The sequence below is a fragment of the Shouchella xiaoxiensis genome, from assembly GCF_016907895.1.
Taxonomy (GTDB): Bacteria; Bacillota; Bacilli; order Bacillales; family Bacillaceae_D; genus Shouchella; species Shouchella xiaoxiensis.
The window spans coordinates 23,888-38,450 of the sequence record NZ_JAFBCV010000013.1; the positions used below are offsets into that span (position 1 = coordinate 23,888).

Annotated in this window: 19 protein-coding genes; 1 reads left to right on the forward strand and 18 read right to left on the reverse strand. The window is 39.3% G+C overall.

What is annotated here, in order from left to right; translation table 11 throughout:
- Position 1: 1 nt before the first annotated feature.
- The 18 genes from dxs to JOC54_RS17415 all read right to left on the reverse strand — a co-directional run bounded on the left by dxs (position 2) and on the right by JOC54_RS17415 (position 13,810).
- Positions 2 to 1,888, reverse strand: coding sequence for a 1-deoxy-D-xylulose-5-phosphate synthase (gene dxs / locus JOC54_RS17330; protein ID WP_204467838.1), 1,887 nt, complete (start codon positions 1,886 to 1,888; stop codon positions 2 to 4).
- 165 nt (positions 1,889 to 2,053) lie between these two features.
- A complete protein-coding gene (locus JOC54_RS17335) occupies positions 2,054 to 2,938 on the reverse strand; it encodes a polyprenyl synthetase family protein (protein WP_035420141.1) in 885 nt (294 codons plus the stop codon).
- A complete protein-coding gene (gene xseB, locus JOC54_RS17340) occupies positions 2,935 to 3,186 on the reverse strand; it encodes an exodeoxyribonuclease VII small subunit (RefSeq protein ID WP_035420140.1) in 252 nt (83 codons plus the stop codon). The genes JOC54_RS17335 and xseB overlap by 4 nt, the downstream gene beginning before the upstream one ends.
- Positions 3,170 to 4,537 carry an exodeoxyribonuclease VII large subunit gene (gene xseA, locus JOC54_RS17345; RefSeq protein WP_204467841.1) on the reverse strand — a complete coding sequence of 456 codons (1,368 nt, stop codon included), beginning with the start codon at positions 4,535 to 4,537 and terminating at the stop codon, positions 3,170 to 3,172. Before xseA ends, xseB begins: the two co-directional genes overlap by 17 nt.
- Positions 4,538 to 4,577: 40 nt before the next feature.
- Entirely contained in the window at positions 4,578 to 4,985 is a 408-nt protein-coding gene (gene nusB, locus JOC54_RS17350) for a transcription antitermination factor NusB (protein ID WP_035420138.1), read from the reverse strand.
- A gap of 108 nt (positions 4,986 to 5,093) precedes the next feature.
- Positions 5,094 to 5,504: an Asp23/Gls24 family envelope stress response protein gene (locus JOC54_RS17355; protein ID WP_035420136.1), complete on the reverse strand. Its 411-nt coding sequence runs from the start codon at positions 5,502 to 5,504 to the stop codon at positions 5,094 to 5,096.
- Between the two features lie 16 nt (positions 5,505 to 5,520).
- A complete protein-coding gene (gene accC, locus JOC54_RS17360) occupies positions 5,521 to 6,882 on the reverse strand; it encodes an acetyl-CoA carboxylase biotin carboxylase subunit (RefSeq protein ID WP_054793091.1) in 1,362 nt (453 codons plus the stop codon).
- Between the two features lie 16 nt (positions 6,883 to 6,898).
- Positions 6,899 to 7,372, reverse strand: a complete 474-nt coding sequence (accB, locus tag JOC54_RS17365) for an acetyl-CoA carboxylase biotin carboxyl carrier protein (RefSeq protein WP_035420132.1) — start codon at positions 7,370 to 7,372, stop codon at positions 6,899 to 6,901.
- Positions 7,373 to 7,523: 151 nt separating this feature from the next.
- Entirely contained in the window at positions 7,524 to 7,874 is a 351-nt protein-coding gene (locus tag JOC54_RS17370; RefSeq protein ID WP_035420129.1) for a hypothetical protein, read from the reverse strand.
- A gap of 114 nt (positions 7,875 to 7,988) precedes the next feature.
- On the reverse strand, positions 7,989 to 8,540 hold the full coding sequence (locus JOC54_RS17375; protein ID WP_035420128.1) for a SpoIIIAH-like family protein: 552 nt from the start codon (positions 8,538 to 8,540) through the stop codon (positions 7,989 to 7,991).
- Positions 8,541 to 8,543: 3 nt separating this feature from the next.
- Positions 8,544 to 9,188 carry a stage III sporulation protein AG gene (gene spoIIIAG, locus JOC54_RS17380; protein WP_204467843.1) on the reverse strand — a complete coding sequence of 215 codons (645 nt, stop codon included), beginning with the start codon at positions 9,186 to 9,188 and terminating at the stop codon, positions 8,544 to 8,546.
- On the reverse strand, positions 9,188 to 9,793 hold the full coding sequence (gene spoIIIAF, locus JOC54_RS17385; RefSeq protein ID WP_204467846.1) for a stage III sporulation protein AF: 606 nt from the start codon (positions 9,791 to 9,793) through the stop codon (positions 9,188 to 9,190). The genes spoIIIAG and spoIIIAF overlap by 1 nt, the downstream gene beginning before the upstream one ends.
- Before the next feature lie 18 nt (positions 9,794 to 9,811).
- Positions 9,812 to 10,999: a stage III sporulation protein AE gene (gene spoIIIAE / locus JOC54_RS17390; protein WP_204467849.1), complete on the reverse strand. Its 1,188-nt coding sequence runs from the start codon at positions 10,997 to 10,999 to the stop codon at positions 9,812 to 9,814.
- A gap of 11 nt (positions 11,000 to 11,010) precedes the next feature.
- The gene (gene spoIIIAD / locus JOC54_RS17395) at positions 11,011 to 11,400 is read right to left on the reverse strand and encodes a stage III sporulation protein AD (RefSeq protein ID WP_235194591.1); all 390 of its coding nucleotides are present in this window, start codon (positions 11,398 to 11,400) and stop codon (positions 11,011 to 11,013) included.
- A gap of 16 nt (positions 11,401 to 11,416) precedes the next feature.
- Positions 11,417 to 11,623 carry a stage III sporulation protein AC gene (spoIIIAC, locus tag JOC54_RS17400; protein ID WP_035420124.1) on the reverse strand — a complete coding sequence of 69 codons (207 nt, stop codon included), beginning with the start codon at positions 11,621 to 11,623 and terminating at the stop codon, positions 11,417 to 11,419.
- A gap of 30 nt (positions 11,624 to 11,653) precedes the next feature.
- Positions 11,654 to 12,166 (reverse strand): stage III sporulation protein SpoIIIAB, encoded by a 513-nt coding sequence (gene spoIIIAB / locus JOC54_RS17405; RefSeq protein WP_035420121.1) that lies wholly within the window; start codon positions 12,164 to 12,166, stop codon positions 11,654 to 11,656.
- Positions 12,163 to 13,071, reverse strand: coding sequence for a stage III sporulation protein AA (gene spoIIIAA / locus JOC54_RS17410; protein WP_204467851.1), 909 nt, complete (start codon positions 13,069 to 13,071; stop codon positions 12,163 to 12,165). Before spoIIIAA ends, spoIIIAB begins: the two co-directional genes overlap by 4 nt.
- Before the next feature lie 286 nt (positions 13,072 to 13,357).
- Positions 13,358 to 13,810: a hypothetical protein gene (locus JOC54_RS17415; RefSeq protein WP_204467854.1), complete on the reverse strand. Its 453-nt coding sequence runs from the start codon at positions 13,808 to 13,810 to the stop codon at positions 13,358 to 13,360.
- A gap of 174 nt (positions 13,811 to 13,984) precedes the next feature.
- On the opposite strand from JOC54_RS17415, the gene JOC54_RS17420 reads away from it, so the two are divergent.
- Complete coding sequence (locus JOC54_RS17420) at positions 13,985 to 14,533, forward strand: shikimate kinase (protein ID WP_035420119.1); 549 nt, start codon at positions 13,985 to 13,987, stop codon at positions 14,531 to 14,533.
- Positions 14,534 to 14,563: the final 30 nt, after the last annotated feature.

Here is a 14,563-nt window from a genome sequence, read left to right on the forward strand (position 1 = left end):
GTTAAGCTCTTTTCTGTTGTCGAGGAATCATGCTAGCTAACGTGTCGGCTATATTTTCAGGCGTTAAGCCGATCTCTTCACAAAGTTCTCCGACACTGCCATGTTCAATAAACCAATCTGGAATTCCTAAGCGCTTTACTTGAACATGTAGTTCATTTTCGTTAAAGAATTCCAATACGGCGCTTCCAAAACCACCTTGCAAAACAGCTTCTTCAATGGTCAGAACTGGAATATCCTCTTTCGCGATATTAGATAGCATTTCTTCATCGAGCGGTTTAACTGAGTTCGCATTCACTAAGCGTACATTTAAACCATTCTGACTTAAGCGCTCAATTGCTTTTTCAGCAACTGGTATCATTGTTCCAAACGTTAAAATGACCGCATCTGCTCCTTCTTGAATGGTTTCCCATTTTCCAATTGGCAGCCGCTTAAGTTGTTGATCCATTTTGACGCCAGTTCCATTTCCACGAGGGTAACGGACCGCTATTGGACCATCATCATATTGAATAGCCGTATAAAGCATGTGCTGTAGCTCATTTTCATTACGCGGGTTTAAGATAACCATGTTTGGTAATGCGCGTAGGAATGAAATATCAAAGACCCCTTGATGAGTTTCTCCGTCAGCTCCAACTAAACCAGCCCGATCAATCGCAATCAACACATTTAAGTTTTGACGGCAGATATCATGAACAACTTGATCGTATCCTCTTTGTAAGAAAGTTGAATACACAGCATAAACAGGTTTTAATCCTTGAGTAGCTAAACCTGCTGACATTGTTGCTGCATGTTGCTCCGCAATTCCAACATCTATCATACGATCAGGAAACTCTTCGGCAAACAAGTCAAGTTTTGATCCACCAGGCATTGCTGGTGTAACCGCTACTAAGCGCTCATCTTCTCGTGCAATTGTTTTTAACGTATTTGCAAATACGCTTGGGTAACTTGGAGGGCCAGCTTTCTTGACCATTTCTCCGTTTTCAATCTTATAAGGACCGGTACCATGCCATGCACCTGTTGCGTCATCTTCAGCAGGTTTATAGCCTTTTCCTTTTTTCGTAAGAACATGAATTAATACAGGACCGCTCACTTTTTTGGCGTAACTAATATTATGCTTTAATTCTTCAAGATCATGTCCATCTACTGGACCTAAGTAGGTAAAGCCCATTTCTTCAAAAAACATGCCTGAGACAACCATGTATTTTAAACTATCTTTTAAACGTTCAGCCGTATCCGCGAGCTTCCCACCAAAGGCTGGAATTTTTCGGATTAACTGTTCCATATCATCTTTCGCTTTTTGGTACTTACCAGCCGTTCTTAAACGTCCTAGTATATGGTGAAGTGCACCTACATTTGGGGCAATTGACATTTCATTATCATTTAAAATAACAATTAAATCTCTTTGTTCATGACCAATGTGATTCAATGCTTCTAATGCCATTCCACCTGTTAAGGCACCGTCGCCAATAATGGCAACTACACTCTCATCTGTACCTTTCAAATCTCTAGCTGTTGCCATTCCCATTGCACCAGACAATGAAGTGGAACTATGTCCCGTTTCCCACACATCATGCTCGCTTTCATTCCGCTTAGGAAAACCACAGAGTCCTTTATACTGACGAATTGTGTCGAACTTGTCCGCTCTACCCGTAAGAATCTTATGAACATATGCTTGGTGCCCTACGTCCCAGAGAAATTTATCTTTTGGACTGTCAAACAATTGATGCAAAACTAATGTTAACTCTACTACGCCTAAATTTGGTCCGATGTGACCACCATTAACCGAAAGCTTTTCAATCAAGAATTGTCGAATATCTACTGCTAATTCCTCAAGCTGTTTATTCGAATAGTTCTTTAAGAAACTCGGGTTCTGGATTTCTTCAAGGTTCATCGATGAAACCCCCATTTTTAATCTCATTAATTCCTTTTTAAAGGAATTTACTCATATCTAATATGTACCCCAATTATAACAAAAACAAGCAGAGAAAGAACAGCAATAACCGTTCAAGTCTATAGATCGCCTAATTGACGAAAAAAACCAGCGTCAGTGCTGGTTTTAATGATTGCGTTGAACAATATAGTTGGCAAGATCCTCCAGTAATGTTCCAGCTAATCCAATTTCTTTTAATGGATCTAATGCTTTTTGATGATGAGTTGCCAACATCTCCTTCGCTCCATCCATTCCAAGTAAACCCGGATACGTACTTTTGTTGTTTGAAAGATCACTTCCAACAGGTTTGCCTATTAATTGTGCATCTCCCTCAAGATCAAGTATGTCATCTTTTATCTGAAACAAGAGACCAACTTCTTTGCCATATTCACTTAACTTTACTGCGTCAGTCATTGTTGCACCTGCAATTAAAGCCCCTGCTTTAACGGCAAACGCTAGTAATTCTCCAGTCTTACGGTGATGGATTGATGCTAATTGGTCAACGTCTAATTGTTTTCCTTCACCTAGCATGTCTGCCAGTTGTCCTCCAACCATCCCAGATGCGCCAGCGGCTTCGCTAAATATAGAGATGAGCTTTACTTTTACATCATCATTTAAATGTGGAGCATTAGAAATCATCGAGAAACTATGAGTTAATAGTGCATCTCCAGCTAAGATTGCTGTTGCTTCACCGAAGACTTTGTGGTTTGTTGGTTGACCACGTCTTAAATCATCGTCATCCATTGCCGGTAAATCATCATGAATCAATGAATACGTATGAACCATTTCGAGGGCACAGGCAACTTCCAGACCATCTGAAATCGGTTGCCCATATGCGTCCAATACAGCCATTAAAAGAACTGGCCTTACACGCTTTCCTCCTGCCTCAAGGGAATAGAGCATCGCTTCTTTCAAACGATGCTCAGCATCTAAACGATTTATAAATTCTGGCAGTTCTCGATCAATTAACTGCTTCGTTTCTTGCAAAAAGGATTCAAATTTGGAGCTCACTCAGCTGCCTCCTTTTGCAAATCTACTTCAATGATCTCACCATCGTCATTCATAATTTGATCAAGTTGCGCTTCTACTTTCGTTAATTTATCATGGCAGTTTTTAGATAGCGTCATTCCCTCTTGAAACATTGATATTGCCTGCTCCAACGGAACATCACCCTCCTCAAGCTTGCTCACAAGATCTTCTAGCTTGTTCATTGCTTCTTCAAATGGAAGGTTTTCCTCTTTTTTAAGACTTTGATCCATTCCATCCACCTCCACTAGTATTTATAGCCTTTCCAGTAACTTTCGTGTAAATTCGTCCGTCTTGCATCGTAACAGAAATTTCATCATCAACTTCTACATCACTTATCGTTTTTATTAACTTCTCTTCTTTATATGCAAGGGAGTACCCTCGCTCCATTGTTGTTAATGGACTTAATAGCTGCAGCTTAGATAAAACCGATCCCATTTCTCTTTTCTTGCGATCCATTTCAATCTCCATCGCCTTCACTAAACGTTTTTTTAAGTAATGAGACTCTGATTTAAGCTGCGTTACATGATTGTGAGGATGGTTCCTCAATAGCGCTTGATTGGAGCGAGTAAGCGCTTGTCTTTTTACATCCAACTCTTTCTTAATACTACGTGACAATCGTTCCATCAAATAATCTAGCTGTTGTTCTTTTTGCTCAACTAATTGCCTCGGGTATCGAAACGCATACGACTTATTCAAAGTCTCCAATCGCTTTTGTTCTGTTCGCAACTTCTCACTGATCGAACGAATGGACCTATGCTTCATTGCTTCCAGTTGATTTAGCACTTCTCGGTAGTCTGGGACGGCCATTTCAGCTGCTGCAGTTGGGGTAGGCGCACGTAGATCGGCAACAAAATCACTGATTGTAAAATCAGTCTCATGCCCAACCGCAGATATAATGGGAACTGTAGCTGAAGCGATTGCTCTAGCTACAATCTCTTCATTAAACGCCCAGAGCTCTTCAATGGAACCGCCACCTCTACCCATAATAATTAAGTCAAATATAGAAGCTATGCTTGCTTGTTCAACTGCATGCGCAATCGAGCTTGGTGCAGCATCACCTTGAACGAGAACTGGTAATAACGTTACGCGAATTCGCGGCATTCTCCGTTTGAGCGTCGTCATAATATCTTTTATTGCCGCACCAGTTTGAGACGTAATAACGGCAATATGTGCTGGATATTGGGGAAGCGGTTTTTTAATCGCTTGATCAAATAATCCTTCTTCTTCTAGTTCTTTCTTTAAGCGTTCAAAAGCAACGTGTAAGCTCCCTATTCCATCAGGCTGCATTTCCTTCACATAAAATTGATATTGCCCATAAGGCTCGTACACGTTAATCTCGCCACGCATAAGAACATTCATACCATTTTCAGGTTTAAACCGTAAATAACTATTATGTCCAGCAAACATCACTGATTGCAAACGAGACCCATCGTCTTTTACAGTAAAATACATATGGCCACGTGTATGTTGCTTAAAATTAGATAGTTCTCCTCTTATCCACACTTCCATTAACTGTGGATCCTCTTCAAGCAGTCCTTTAATGTAAGAAGTGGCTTCACTTACAGACCATGCCATGTTCATTCCCATCCTCCTCTCAACTCCCATTAGATAAGACAAGGGATTACTTTTTATTCTTTAATGCCCCATCATATGCATTCGATAAGACACCATTCATGAAACGCCCCGCATCTTGACCACCAAAAGCTTTAGCAAGTTCAATTGCTTCATTTAAAGAAATGTTCATCTCAATATCCTCAATATAAAGCATTTCATATAAAGACATTCTTGCTATTGCACGGTCTACATGACCTAAACGATCAATCGTATAGCCCTTTAAATGACCACTTAAGTAGCCATCGATTTCATCACGCTTTTCTAATGTTCCGTACACAAGTGCATGGTAAAATTCATTTGGTTCTTCTTCATTGCTTAATGTATTTTCAATCGCTTGTTCAACTTCAATCGAAGCCACTAAACTCAATTGGTACAACGTTTGAACAGCACGAAGTCTTGCAACACGTCGATTCATAATAAACTCCTTTTTCTTTTATCTTTATTAGTATAGCGTAAAATCAATTGTTCGTAAAAACAGAAGAGAACCGACTTAAGTCGGTTCTCTCTCATCCGCTTCTTGAATTTACGCTTGTTCCATTTCGTTCTCAACATTTGTCTCTGCCGATTCGAAATAAACACCTACAACATGCACGTTAATTTCATTAAGCTGAATCGCAGTCATCGTTTCCAATGCTTGTTGAATATTTAACTGGATTAGGTTAGCTACTTCAGGAACAGCAGCTCCATATGTGATAATAATTGATACATCAACGACAATTCCGTCTTCATCTAGTTCAACCTTCACACCTTTACCATGATTCTTTCTTCCTAATCGCTCTGCTACATCAGTGGCAAAATTCCCTCGTAGAGCTGCTACACCTTCAACTTCCTGAGTAGCAATACCTGCAATTACCTCAATGACTTCCGGCGAAATTTCCACCTTACCTAATCCGCTTTTCTGTTCATCAAGTTCTAATAATTGATGATCTTCCATGACAGTAAAACCTCCTTTACTTATTTTTTACCGGCATTACATCGTACGTTTCAACAAACTTTGTATTAAAATCTCCGGAAACAAACACTTCATGATCAAATAAATTCAAGTGGAATGGAATTGTTGTATCGACACCTTCAATTTCAAATTCTTGAAGTGCACGTTTCATACGAGCAATTGCTTCTTCTCTCGTAGCTCCATGAACGATAACTTTTGCAATCATTGAATCATAAAACGGTGAGATCGTGTACCCAGGATACACAGCTGAATCTACCCGAACCCCAAATCCACCTGGTGCTAAGTAATCAACGATTTTACCTGGTGAAGGCATGAAGTTCTTTGCAGGGTTCTCAGCATTAATTCTACACTCAATCGACCAACCTGTGAATGTAACCTCTTCTTGTTTTACAGAAAGCGGTTCATTATTCGCCACTCGAATTTGCTCTTTTACCAAGTCAATACCGGTCACCATTTCTGTAACAGGGTGTTCCACTTGAATTCGCGTATTCATTTCCATGAAATAATACTCACCTGAATGATGATCGAAAATAAATTCAACTGTGCCAGCGCCTGAATATTCTACTGCTTTAGCTGCTGCAACCGCTGCTTCTCCCATTTCTTTTCGTTTTTCTGGAGTAATAGCTGGTGAAGGGGTTTCTTCCACAAGCTTCTGTAAACGTCTTTGAATGGAACAATCTCTTTCACCTAGATGAATCGTATTGCCAAAGTTATCAGCTAACACTTGAATTTCAACATGTCTAAAATCTTCAATGTATTTCTCTAAGTATACACCAGGATTACCAAAAGCTGTCTGTGCTTCTTGCTGGGTAATGGCTATGCCTGACTCTAGGTCAGCTTCATTTCTAGCGACTCGAATTCCTTTTCCGCCACCACCAGCTGTTGCTTTAATAATCACAGGGTAACCAATTTCGTTGGCGATTTGTTTCGCATCGTCAATTGATTCTACAATCCCCTCAGACCCAGGTACAATTGGAACTCCTGCCGCTTTCATCGTCTCTCGCGCCACATCTTTGGTTCCCATGCGATTGATTGCTGTTGGGCTTGGTCCAATAAATGTAATGTTGCAGTCAGCACAGATCTCTGCGAAGTCCGCATTCTCCGACAAGAAACCGTATCCTGGATGAATCGCATCTGTTTCAGTTAGAGTCGCAACGCTCATTAAGTTTGTAAAGTTTAAATAGCTTTTACTAGAAGCAGTTGGTCCGATACAAAACGATTCATCAGCGAGCTGAACATGTAAGGCTTCAGCATCAGCTTCTGAGAAAACAGCCACTGTTTCAATCCCTAATTCTTTGCACGCACGAATAATTCGTACAGCAATCTCCCCACGATTTGCAATTAAAATACGTTTAATCATTGGCTCTCGCTCCTACTTAGGTACGTTCTACAACCATTAAAGGTTGTCCGTATTCCACTAATTCACCGTTTTCGGCTACGATTTCGACGATCTTCCCTTTCGCATCTGCAACGATTGGATTCATTAACTTCATTGCTTCAACAATACAAACAACAGACTCTTCATCAACCGAATCCCCTTCTTTTACATAAGGACTAGCATCAGGAGATGGCGCTGCATAAAACGTCCCTACCATTGGGGAAGTTACTGTAAATAAATTACGATCATCTTGCGGTCCTTCTTCTTGGACTTGAATTGCCTCAGTTTTAACTTGCGGTGGAAGTGATGGCTGTGTTTCAACAGCAGGCACACTAGGTTTGACTGCTTCTTGAACAACCGTAGTATTTTTCTTAAGTGATAATTTCATTTCATTTTGCTCAAGGTTTAACTCATCTACACTTGAGGCATGTAAGGCATCTATTAAACTCTTAATTTCATCAACTTTTAACATTTAAAAGCAACTCCTTTTTGCATTCAATCATTCGTTTGTATTGTAGTTTTAAAATACATCACACTAGCTTTATTCGCCAAGTCACAAAAAAATCCCTTTATAATATGTAGCAATTAACCCTGGTAACATCAGGGTCCAGGGTCAATTATTTTTATTCTGCTTGATCTTCAGCAGCAGAAACAACTTCTTTTTTATACTGTCGAAACACCGGGAACTCAGAAAGATTATCTGGTATTTTACCATTCTCTAATAAAATTATTTTTACGATATTTTTATTTTTTGCCATATGGTATTTTTCCCCATATTCATTTTCTTGCGTATAAAGCTTTAAGTTTTTGTAATCCTCTTCTTGAATGGATACGCTAACCTTATCGCCATCCATATCTTCTACTTCTTCTGAAAAGCCAATTTCAAACTCAACAATTTGAATATGGTCATTTTTTACATTTCTCGTTTGTTCAAGGACAGCCTTGGCTCCTTCTGTTAAATCGGACCATTCCATCTGCAATCTCTCCTTAATTCATTCTACATTGGTGTATTATATCATGTGTAAGTAGGGATTGCATGTTCAATATAAAAGCGGCTTGAAATGATTCAAGCCGCTTAGCCAAACGTATTATTTTTCAAATTTAACTAATATTTCAGATTCTGGACCGAGCTCTAGCTTTTCTCGCGCCATTGACATAATTGTTAAAGCCTCCGTTCTAGAGCTCTCATCTGAACTTGATTGTACCGTAATTCGAATTTGATTGCTTTGTTCATCTGTATGAACGAAAACATCCTCGTATCCTTCAGCAATAAGTGTTGTTTCCAACTCTCTTTCTACTTGAGTAATCGCTAAAACTTCTAGCGCACGATCATTCGCCTCCACTTTTTCTTCTGCTGAATTGTCTTCATTAGCGGCTTCTTTACTGTATTCCTCAGACTCTCTTGAACGTTCTTCATCTCGCTTTAATCTCGCTTCTGTCATAGACTCATTACCAGACATTGCCGTAATTTGTTCGGCTTCGTCTTCTGCTTCTTCATTCATATCAGGTAAATCCACAACCTCTTCTGTTTCAGGACTTTCCGCGCGCTCTTGTGAACTCATATTGACATAATAAATTCCGAGCACAAGCATTAGACTTAGCATTGTTAATAACCATACCGTTTGTTTTTTCAAGACCATTGCTTATTCCTCCTCTAATTTCTTAGGTAAGACGGATACACGATGAGGAGCGACGTCTAATAAGCGACTAACGGCCTCTACTACCCAAGCTCTTACCTGTACATTATCCACACCTTCAGCAACTACAAGGACACCTGCTACCGCTGGTTTTTCCTTCGATATGACCAACGCTTCTTCTTGATCACCTCGTCGTACAATAACGACATTTTCTTCATCCTGAAAATCCTCAACTTTTCTCGTACCACCTTCTCGATCGGTTTCAGATGTCGTTTGGTTCCCTGAACGGACATTTTTTTCATAAATGTTTTTTTCTGATTCAGCAAGGTTCACACTAACGGAAACATCGTTTACACCAATGATTTCTTCTAATGTTTCTCGAAGCTGATTTTCATAGCGGATTTCATAATCTGCCATTGAATCTTTCTCTGCTTCTCGTGCAAATGTCGGTGTTGCTTCAATATCCTCTTCCGACGACGTTACGGGCATATCGTTTGAATCAGGTTGAAAAAATTGACTTCCAATCATTAATGCGATGCCTAAACCGCCTAGGAGTAAAATATATTTGGGCGAAATTGAGCGTTTTTTTTTATCTGGTTGTTTCGGCAGCCATTTTTTAAACCAATCATCTTCTTTTACTTCATTGTCCATCACCCATCCCCCTCCTCTTCAAGCGTAATGACTGTCTCAGGCACTTCCCAAATCTCAGCAAGTAAAGAGATCAACTCTTCATCCTGCTTAGAAAGCTCTTCCGGCTCCACATCATCACCAATGACAATCGACACAGGCTTTATTCGCTCAGTCGCTTCATTCTCCCCAGATGATTCAGTCATTGGAGCGAGCAAGACGTGAATACCTAGCATTTCCCCTTGTGTGTTTTCGTTTAAAGCAATGTGAGTAATTTCCATCTGATAGGATTCTGCTAGGACCGATTTAGCTTGGTCTTTTAGTTGGACAGCCACTTGTTCAGATGTATATGCATCAAAGAACTTATCTATTTCTTTTTTTTGAGAATTTATTTTTTCTTCAACAGAGTATTCAGTTGTTGAGCTCTCTTCAATTAACGAATAGAGCCATTCATCAGGATCTTCGTGAAACAAAGAAAGGATCGGCTGTAGTAAAAAAAGCAAGAGCATTAAACTAACCGTCAACTTGACATAATTTTTGAGCTGTGAATTTGGGAGGAGCATCTCTAACACAACAGCAAGTAAAATGAGCAGCACGATAGATGTAATCCATTCATTAATGAACCCCACTTAGATTAGAAACCTCCTTTACCTCATCATGAACGCAATATTGCTCGCCGCAACCATTAACGTAATCGCCAAGAAAAACATAAAGCCGATCAAGGCCATTGCGGCAAAAACATATAAAATTGATTTACCAATAATACCTAAACAATCAATTATGGCCCCGTTGCCTAAAGGCTGAAGTGCCGCAGCTGAAAGTTGGAAAATTAAAGCGATCGACAGCACTTTCATTGCTGGAAATGCACATATTGCCAAAAGGATGACCAGACCACTCATTCCAATTGTGTTCTTCAATAGCAAGGATGCACTCATGACCGTATCCGTAGCATCTGTGAACATCCTTCCAACAACAGGTACAAAATTACCGGCAATAAATTTCGCTGCACGAAGCGTTAATCCATCTGCAGCTGCTGTCGTAGTTCCTTGGACAGAAACAACTCCAAGAAAGATCGTCATAAAAACCCCTAAAAGACCAATTGCTCCTGTGCGAAATAAATTTGCCAGTCTCGTTACTTTGTAGTTTTCACTTAGCGTACTGACAATACCAAGTACAGCTGAGATAAAAAGCATAGGAAGGACAAATGTATTCACTAATAATCCACTTGTGTGAACAAGAAAGATAATGACTGGATGAAACAAAGCGGAACTTGATATCCCTCCAAGAGAAGCCATCATCGCCAGTAGCATCGGTAAGAGCGCTATTGAAAAATGAACCATTGCATTAATTGCATCTGTTGCATAGGTGATTGCTGTATGAAATCCGTTCATCGCGATCATGCATAAAACCAATAATGTTATGGCATAAGCCGTTTTACTAACAGTCTGATGCTCAAAGGCATTTTGAAAAGATTGAAGAATATACGAAAAAATGGTAAGCAATAACAGCATCCCAAGTAATTTTCCATTAACGATAAATTCATGGAGTAAATATTTAACAAGACCAAGTGACCACTCTTTGATGCTAAACTGCTTGTCTCCAGTTAAAAAGTCAGTTAAGCTTCCCTTTTGACTTTCAGGTAAAAAACCACCGTAATCGTCAGAGATTTTTTCCCAATAAGCCTGAATCTCATCAATTTTTAAAATACCAAGCTGTTCTTCAACCAATTGTTCAAGTGATTCATCCGACTCTTCTTCCTGTGCATGGACACCACCACTGAAAACAAAGAAGAACAGCACTATTAGAACGTACGGTAGGATCTGTTTTACTTGCATGCTTGTCCTCCTTACGATGGAAGCAATGCGATAATCATTTCAATCACTGCTTTAATAATGGGAATAGCCAACACAAGAATGAATATTTTCCCTGCAAGTTCAATTTTTGAAGCAATCGCCCCTTGACCAGCATCTTTTGCGATTTGCGCGCCAAATTCAGCAATATAAGCTATTCCGATAATCTTTAAAATGGTTTGGAGATAGACAATATGGATATTGGCGTTCTCTGCAAGCTCGCTTATGAGCGCAATCATTTGCGCAATCTCATCAATTAAAAAAAGGAAAATGAACGCACCAACAAACATCGTCAACAAGAAGGCAAATGCTGGTTTTTGTTCTTTTAAAATTAAAGCTAAAAAAGTAGCGATTAATCCAAGACCGACTAGCTGAACGATTTCAATTGTCGCTCACCTCCATTTATGCTTGAAACAAGAAGACGCTTCTTATTTTTTGAAATAAATCATCCACAATCGTTGCAACCATGTAGAGAACAACAACAAAACCAATTAATGTTACCCAATGGGCCCAATCTTCTTTTCCCATTTGTTTCAAAACGGTATGCAGCATCGCGACAATAATACCAATACCGGCAATTTGGAAAATGGTATTTACATCATAAGACATCTATGAACTCACTCCTGTCTGAATCAATCGCTAAATCATTAAAATGACAATTAATAAGCCTGCCAAGAAACCTAATGTTTTTATCATTTTTTCATATTTCATTTGTAGATCTTTGGCCTCTAATTCATCCCGCTCAAGATGGGTTTGTGTCAGCTTCAATTGCTTCTGCTGCTGTTCTCGGCTCATTGTCCCAAGTGTTGCACCGAATTGAAACAACACTTCTCTTTCATTCGTTTTTAAAGACAACTCCTCCCAAACTAGCTGAATTGATTCTTCCCACGCTTTCTTTGCAGTTGTTTCTTTTTCATTTAATTTCCGGGCAAACTGCTGAAAGAAATGAGAAACGGGACCAGAAAACTGCTGTGATATGTTCAAAGATGCTTTCGCGAGCGGCGTTTGCCCATACAGCATCTCTGCTTCAAGTGACTGCAGAGCTGAGCGTAATTGCCTAATTTGTTTCGGTCGTTCTTTTAATGCATTAGCGCGATAAAACCCATAGAGAGTGGTACAACAAATAATAATAAGTGCACCTAACCACTTCATCCTGTTGCGACCTGATTTGCCAATCGGACTCGTTTGACATAGCCTGGATAAGGCACTCTGCCTAATTCAATGACGCGATCAAATGCATTTAGTTCAAGCAACCGTTTAAAAACGGGCCTTTTAGCAATTTCCTCATACGTTCGCCCATGAGCTGAGGCCATCACAACTACCCCTGCATGCCTTGCTTCTAGAATGGCTTGTGCATCTTGTTCTCTTCCGATCTCATCAACGATTAAGACATGCGGGGACATGGAGCGAATCATCATCATCATGCCCTCTGCCTTTGGGCAACCGTCTAACACATCAATTCTTGTGCCTAGCTCATGCTGCGGAATTCCATTAATACTTCCAGCAATTTCAGATCGTTCGTCGACAATTGCCACCTTATTTGACGGTATTTTTTTAGTACCTTGGCTCACAATCCTTGCTAAATCCCTTAACACTGTTGTTTTTCCAGTTTGAGGCGGTCCTATTAGGAGGGCATTTCTCCAACCCATTCGTTGATCATAGAGTTCAGTCGCAAGTTTTTCACCAACACCGATTTTCTGGCGGGCAACGCGAATATTAAATGAACTAACAGGTCTTATCGTCTTAACCACTCCATTTTCTAGAATGGTTTTCCCGGCTAGACCTACACGATGCCCACCTTGGATTGTGATATATCCTTTTTGAAGTTCTTCCTCAAAGGCATACATGGAATACTGGCTTAACTGATTTAAAAAATACACAGAGTCTTCTTCAGAGAAGAGTGCACTTGAATAAATTGGCTTTGATGAAAAAAGACATTCAATCGGTTGTCCAATTCTCATCCGTACTTCCTCTAGTTTTTCTATGTCTACGGTAGGAAACGTTTGAACAAAGTCAGAAACATGTGGCGGTAAAAGTTCAGTAATTGAGTTAAGCATGTCAAACAGCCTCCTGTTTTAATAAGTTCCAGGAAATTCAAACCATTGCTCGTTTTTATACTTGTATTTCTCAGTCCAATTCGTCACAAATCATAAAAAGTAACTTTGTACACCTTATGTTAGGTAAGACAAGTTCAGAACCGTGTTTCATACGCAAATAAGCCACCTCCAATTGGAAGTGGCTGTTATTAATCAACTAAAGGATATCATTTTAAGAGTAAATCCCTTTGTTTCACTTGTTCTTAATCGTCCTTGTATAGCGTTCTTTCTTATACTTATTCACTAACTAAGAAATAATTTTTGCTTGGTTATTCTTTTGCAGCTGATGCACAACAGGTAACAATTTTTTGCGAATTTTTTCAGTCATAAGTAGTTCACCATTTGGTTTTAAACATAAATTATTATCTGGAAACGAAGCACTTGCTCGTAAGCATCCAATTTCTCGTACCCACATTTGCATAATGCCATGGTGTACTGCAGAACCGTTCGTGCTAATAAAAACAATTTCTTTATGATTTAATCCTTGCTCTTTTAAATTTAATACCAATTTTCTAAAATGCTGGTATGGCTCTTTATATGCAGGAAGAACAAATATAAGTGTCTTAGCCGATTGAATCGTCTTAAAGCTTGTGTAATCCTCCACATTTATTTCCGCGTAGGTTGTTGAAATATGGCGTTTAATTGCTTTTGCAACGCCAAAAGCTTGCTTTGAATCACCCACAATTAAAACCGTTTTCATTACTCTTCTCACCTCTCCTACAAAACACATAATTATTATCGGAATTAAAATTAGTTTACTGTAAGTTTTAGCTTTCTGCAACAGCTTTTTCAATAAGAATAAGAAAAATCAACACACACCTAACGAATTATTGCTATACTGTACAAAATAACTTAGGTAAAGTGAGTGTCTATTGTGACTAAACAAGAGCGACCTTTAATTGAGCGAAACATCATTTTAGTAGGTTTTATGGGCGTTGGAAAAACAAGCATTGGTAAGAAGTTGGCCCAGAAGATGTATCGCGATTTTGTAGATGTGGATCAAGAGATCGAAGACCAAGAAAAGATGTCTATTTCTGATATATTCAAAACGAAAGGAGAGCATTATTTTCGAAAGCTCGAAGAAGAGATTGTGCTATCTACCTGTGAACAAAAACTAAAGATCATTTCTCTTGGTGGTGGTGCGTTTACACAGGAGTCGATTAAAAACCGCTGCCTAGCTGACGGTCTTGTTATCTATTTGGATATAGGGTTTCAATCGTGGAAAGACCGAGTCCATCTACTCGTGGATAGCCGCCCTATCTTACAAGGAAAAACAATAAATGAACTTGAGCATCTTTATTATGAAAGAAAAGATGCCTATGCACGTCATCACTCTCGTTTTTTAACCGACTCATTTAGTGTCGATGATGCTGCCGACTATTTAAAAGAATCACTCCAGCTTGCTTACGAAATGGAAACATAGTAAAAAACCACGCTTAGTTAATAGACTAAG

What these genes read in the sequence shown, in the direction of transcription:
- dxs (WP_204467838.1), bottom strand. Translation starts at nt 1,888, where the DNA reads ATGAACCTTGAAGAAATCCAGAACCCGAGTTTCTTAAAGAACTATTCG.
- accB (WP_035420132.1), bottom strand. Translation starts at nt 7,372, where the DNA reads ATGTTAAAAGTTGATGAAATTAAGAGTTTAATAGATGCCTTACATGCC.
- spoIIIAC (WP_035420124.1), bottom strand. Translation starts at nt 11,623, where the DNA reads ATGTCTTATGATGTAAATACCATTTTCCAAATTGCCGGTATTGGTATT.
- spoIIIAB (WP_035420121.1), bottom strand. Translation starts at nt 12,166, where the DNA reads ATGAAGTGGTTAGGTGCACTTATTATTATTTGTTGTACCACTCTCTAT.
- JOC54_RS17370 (WP_035420129.1), bottom strand. Translation starts at nt 7,874, where the DNA reads ATGGAATGGTCCGATTTAACAGAAGGAGCCAAGGCTGTCCTTGAACAA.
- spoIIIAG (WP_204467843.1), bottom strand. Translation starts at nt 9,188, where the DNA reads ATGGACAATGAAGTAAAAGAAGATGATTGGTTTAAAAAATGGCTGCCG.
- spoIIIAE (WP_204467849.1), bottom strand. Translation starts at nt 10,999, where the DNA reads ATGCAAGTAAAACAGATCCTACCGTACGTTCTAATAGTGCTGTTCTTC.
- JOC54_RS17375 (WP_035420128.1), bottom strand. Translation starts at nt 8,540, where the DNA reads ATGGTCTTGAAAAAACAAACGGTATGGTTATTAACAATGCTAAGTCTA.
- xseB (WP_035420140.1), bottom strand. Translation starts at nt 3,186, where the DNA reads ATGGATCAAAGTCTTAAAAAAGAGGAAAACCTTCCATTTGAAGAAGCA.
- xseA (WP_204467841.1), bottom strand. Translation starts at nt 4,537, where the DNA reads ATGAACATGGCATGGTCTGTAAGTGAAGCCACTTCTTACATTAAAGGA.
- JOC54_RS17415 (WP_204467854.1), bottom strand. Translation starts at nt 13,810, where the DNA reads ATGAAAACGGTTTTAATTGTGGGTGATTCAAAGCAAGCTTTTGGCGTT.
- JOC54_RS17355 (WP_035420136.1), bottom strand. Translation starts at nt 5,504, where the DNA reads ATGGAAGATCATCAATTATTAGAACTTGATGAACAGAAAAGCGGATTA.
- nusB (WP_035420138.1), bottom strand. Translation starts at nt 4,985, where the DNA reads ATGAATCGACGTGTTGCAAGACTTCGTGCTGTTCAAACGTTGTACCAA.
- accC (WP_054793091.1), bottom strand. Translation starts at nt 6,882, where the DNA reads ATGATTAAACGTATTTTAATTGCAAATCGTGGGGAGATTGCTGTACGA.
- spoIIIAA (WP_204467851.1), bottom strand. Translation starts at nt 13,071, where the DNA reads ATGCTTAACTCAATTACTGAACTTTTACCGCCACATGTTTCTGACTTT.